A 4056-nucleotide genomic window follows, 5' to 3' on the forward strand; every position below is an offset into this window, starting at 1 on the left:
GGTATCTACCTCTGATCGCGATCTTATCGCTGTCAGCGGCATACTTTGTGTATTACACCTGCAATCCATTCCTGTATTTCCGTTTTTAAAGGGGGATAAAGATGCAAAAAATCAAACGGTATCTACCTCTGATCGCGATTTTATCGCTGTCAGCGGCATACTTTGTGTATTACACCTGCAATCCTTTTCTGTATTTCCGTTTCTAAGGGAGGATAGCGATGCAAAAAATCAAGCGGTATCCACTTTTGATCCTGTTCACTCTCTTCTTGTTTGTCACCACGGTTGCGGACATGTGCGTCAACAACCGGGTGTTCAGCGAGATGGAAAACAAATATCTGACCCAAAAGCCGGCATTCAGTTGGTCCCAGCTTTTTAAAAACCAGTACACCCCAAAGTATGAAACCTATATCAACGACCAGTTCGTGGGGCGGGACTGGTGGATCACCGTAAAATCGGTCAGTGAGTCCGCATTTGGCAAGATCAAGAACAATGGGATCGTTTACGGCTCCGACCACTATCTGTTTGAGGAATACCTGACAACCGATGAGGACCGGATCGAACGCAATATCGGCTTTTTGAACGAGTTCGTGCAGACCTATGGGAATCAGGTTCCGGTCACCGTTTCGGTGATCCCGAGTTCCTATGCGATACTGGGGGATTACCTTCCTACCGGGCTGCACAATGTCGATCAACGCGCCTATTGTGAGCAGATCCGTTCGCAGATAGAATCGGAGTGGCTCGACCTGTTCCCGGTGATGACGCAAACCGCAGCAGATGCGGCAGCCTTTAACGCGTCCCGGGAGCCAAACGAGGAGGAGCTGCTCGCCTACTATCGCACCGACCATCATTGGACTTCCTATGGCGCCTATCGCGCCTATCAGGCATTTGCTGCGTCACGCGGGAAAACGCCGGTGGAACTGGAAACACTGAAACCATATCTCTATTACCTGCCCGATTTCTATGGGAGTTACTTCAGTAAATGCAAGCTCTATTCTGCGCTGCCGGACACGATCGCTGTTTATGATCTTCCGGTCGATTCGGTGACGGTCGGCGGGGAGCAGAAACCAACCCTGCATAATACCGCCCAGTGGGGAGTCCGGGACAAACACGCCGGGCTTCTCTGGGGGAATGCCGACGTGACGGTGATCAAATCCCGAAACAACCGTACGCAGGAAGCCGGAAAAACTTCCCGGGTCCTGCTCTTCAAGGACAGTTTTGGGAACAGCTTCGCCCCGTTCCTGACCTATAACTACGACGAGGTTTATGTCGTGGACCTGCGCAGCAACCTGACGCCGGTCAGCGAACTGATGTCGCAGGTCGAATTTGATGATGTATTGATCCTTTACAATTTTTTGTCTTTTTCGAGCAGCGCAGATGTCGCGCGGATCACCTATTAAAAAAACCCCTCCCTTAAACAGGAGGGGTTTTTTCATCCGGTTCTATCTCGGAGGGGTAAGGCGGTTCCATCTCGGGGATGGTATCGAAATCAGGCAGTTCGGCCTGCATCGGTATATGGATTTCCATGGTTTCCATCGGTACTTCTTCGATAGGCGGCTGGGCCGGACGCGCTGTCTGTGCTTCGGGGCTGCTTTCCAGATCGTAGGGATTCCCAAAGAACGGGATTCTGCGATCGCCCCACTTTTTGCCGATCCAGGTGGTGAGAAGCAGCAGAGCATAGATAATTGCCAGCATTCCAAGAAAACCAACCAGAAATTGCAGGTAGGACATCACTGCGCTCCGTTTTTGTTCCGGCTCAGACGGGGCATATCCCGGATAACAGGAGGGAGAAAGATGGGGGGAAAGCCCGGTCTGATCGGCATAGAGTGCAAGAGCAGCGTACTCGGTTGCCTCAACCGATGAAGGTTCCCCCATCAGCATGGAAAACCCTCCATCCGTGTTCTGGAACCGGAAAAGGGCATCGAGCAGATCACCGCCCTCCTTGACAAACCGCGCATCTTCAAGGGGAATGCCCAGGGTGGATATGGCAGTCAGCACCGCAGCCGTCGCCCGGCAGTTGGCACCGCCCTGCGCGTTGAAGGTCCCATCCGGGTTCTGCTGCTCAGAAAGCCATGACAACGCACGTTCCAGCGAGGAGCTGACATAGGAAACATCCTTCTGAGGGGCAAGCGCGGTGATCGCATCTGCGGTGACAATAACATCCGGATCACGTCCAGCGGTGGGGGCGAAGCCTCCTGAGCGCTGCTGGGAGGAAACCAGATAATCGGTCACCGAAGGGATGGAATTCCGCGCAGACTCAAAAATCGGGCTTTCTGCCGCAGTATAGGCCATCAACGCCAGGCTTGCGTTTTCCAGCCCATCCTCATACAGGTTCTCATGCGAGGATAGCGTGGAGAGCAGATTGGTTTTCTGATAAGCGGATGGGTCCTGCCCGAGCTTGACCAGCGCCAGGATCGAAAGCTCCAGATCGTGCGCTTTGCGAAACCCGTTGGAACGTCCTGTCTCCAACATAGTGTAAAGCCGGGCTTTGGCATCCTCCCGGATTTCCCGCTGCCCGAGAGAGCAGACGGTGATACTCCACTGTCCGGCTGGCTGATTGTTGAGGTATTCCCAGGTCTGCCCTGCGACAGGGGAAACTCTATGGTCCTGGTTGTCCTGTGCCTGTACCGGAAGTGCAGTACCCAGCAGGACAGAGAAACTTAAAACCAGTGCGCAAAGCTGCTTCAGCATGGTTAAAGTCCTCCTTTTTCTCCAAAGTTCAGGCGATAAAAGCCGCGAAAGAAAATCCCGCAGACGGAATCTGCGGCGGAAATGGGTTTCTGATGATTATAGCACAGCCGGACAAAGATTTCAACCGGTGGGAGAGGTGTTCATATCCTCCCTCTTGACAAACCACACCCTCTTCCGCTATAATATCTAGTAAATTACTAATTTACTAGAGGACTGATTCAAAATGAGGATACCAACAACCCTAAAACACAAGCCGGTAATCGTTGCGGAGGATTATGGAAATATCGATGGGCGCACCGCCTATCAAACGGATACGCAGGGGCTTTCTCTGGGACTTGCGCAGTGGAACGACCGCGGAAAACTGGATATTTCCGCAAAAGTCTGGCGATATACGGGAGAAAAGTGGTCGCGGCAGTCGGAGGAACTGCCTCTGCACCGGGTGATCGACCTTGCAATTTTGATCTGCCGGTCCAAACTGTTTTTCCGGGAGGAAAGCTACCGGCATCCGAAGCTGTACGACCCGGAGAAACCGGTGATCGACCGGGTAGGGCTGCAAGGGGACGCGATGACTGTCGCAGTCTGCACTGAAAATGAGAGGATCGACGAGGACATCCAACTGTTCTCCCAGGCGCTGTCGCAGGATGACGAGCTGCTGGGGGAACGGATGCGGGTTCTCGCACGCATTTTAAAGGAGATGGGATACTGATGGACCAGCATAAAAAAAATCTGATCCGGGAATTTAAGGCCAAGCCGCTGACAGGCGGTATCTGCAAAACGACCAACCAGAAAAACGGGCGGTATCTGCTTGAAGCTGTGGTCAACCCACAGGGGAGCAAAAACCGGTTTACCTTCGCGCAGATGACGGGAACAAGTCTGGGATTCCGGCTGCAAAAGGACTGGGAGACCTTCGGCGGTGATGCATTCACCTTTGAAATTCTGGAGGAAATCACCCAAAAGGAAACCCAGACCGAAGCGGAGTTTCGCGAGGAGCTGGAGCTTCTGGGGGAGCTTTGGGCGGAAAAATTCGACCCGGACCTTTCCTATTAGAGACGGTTCCGTATGTTTGAAAGGGGGCTTTTTCTCTTGCAAAAAGCCCCCTCTCGCCGCTTCGCGGCAATTCACCCGAAAAAAGCGCTTCACAGGATAAAGTATTTCGCTCATTGCGATGAGCGACCAAAGGCTCTGCCTTTGGAAACCGCAATTTTTTGAAAAAAATTGAGTAAAACTTTCGTTTTGGAAAAAAGCGGCACCCAGCCCGGAAGGGAGGGGCCTACGGGGAGGGGTCGCCGACCCCTCGCCCGCAAGGCAAACTGAGGGGGCGTCGCGGCGGATGCCGCGCTTCGGACCGTAGGTCCGAGAAGACCCCCG

General features: G+C 53.2%; 4 protein-coding genes and 1 pseudogene. 4 read left to right on the forward strand and 1 reads right to left on the reverse strand.

The window, feature by feature from the left end; translation table 11 throughout:
* Together C814_RS24420 and C814_RS18915 are read left to right on the forward strand one after the other, a co-directional pair.
* Positions 1–376, forward strand: a 376-nt coding sequence (locus C814_RS24420; protein WP_207637140.1) for a hypothetical protein, incomplete at its 5' end; no start/stop codon positions are given.
* A gap of 181 nt (positions 377–557) precedes the next feature.
* Positions 558–1397: pseudogene (locus tag C814_RS18915) on the forward strand (DHHW family protein); the annotation flags it as partial.
* 13 nt (positions 1398–1410) lie between these two features.
* On the opposite strand, the gene C814_RS18920 reads toward C814_RS18915, so the two are convergent.
* Positions 1411–2688, reverse strand: coding sequence for a prenyltransferase/squalene oxidase repeat-containing protein (locus C814_RS18920; protein WP_016317040.1), 1278 nt, complete (start codon positions 2686–2688; stop codon positions 1411–1413).
* A 223-nt stretch (positions 2689–2911) separates the two neighbouring features.
* Here C814_RS18920 and C814_RS18925 point away from each other — a divergent pair, with 223 nt between their 5' ends.
* Positions 2912–3394 (forward strand): DUF6530 family protein, encoded by a 483-nt coding sequence (locus C814_RS18925; protein WP_016317041.1) that lies wholly within the window; start codon positions 2912–2914, stop codon positions 3392–3394.
* A complete protein-coding gene (locus C814_RS18930; protein WP_016317042.1) occupies positions 3394–3735 on the forward strand; it encodes a GIY-YIG nuclease family protein in 342 nt (113 codons plus the stop codon). The genes C814_RS18925 and C814_RS18930 overlap by 1 nt, the downstream gene beginning before the upstream one ends.
* Positions 3736–4056 lie beyond the last annotated feature (321 nt).

Origin of the sequence: Anaerotruncus sp. G3(2012), from assembly GCF_000403395.2 — a bacterium.
Classification (GTDB): domain Bacteria; phylum Bacillota; class Clostridia; order Oscillospirales; family Ruminococcaceae; genus Anaerotruncus.

Bases quoted from the DNA above. Each gene is read 5' to 3' on its own strand.
- C814_RS18925 (WP_016317041.1), top strand. From the start codon at position 2,912: ATGAGGATACCAACAACCCTAAAACACAAGCCGGTAATCGTTGCGGAG.
- C814_RS18920 (WP_016317040.1), bottom strand. From the start codon at position 2,688: ATGCTGAAGCAGCTTTGCGCACTGGTTTTAAGTTTCTCTGTCCTGCTG.
- C814_RS18930 (WP_016317042.1), top strand. From the start codon at position 3,394: ATGGACCAGCATAAAAAAAATCTGATCCGGGAATTTAAGGCCAAGCCG.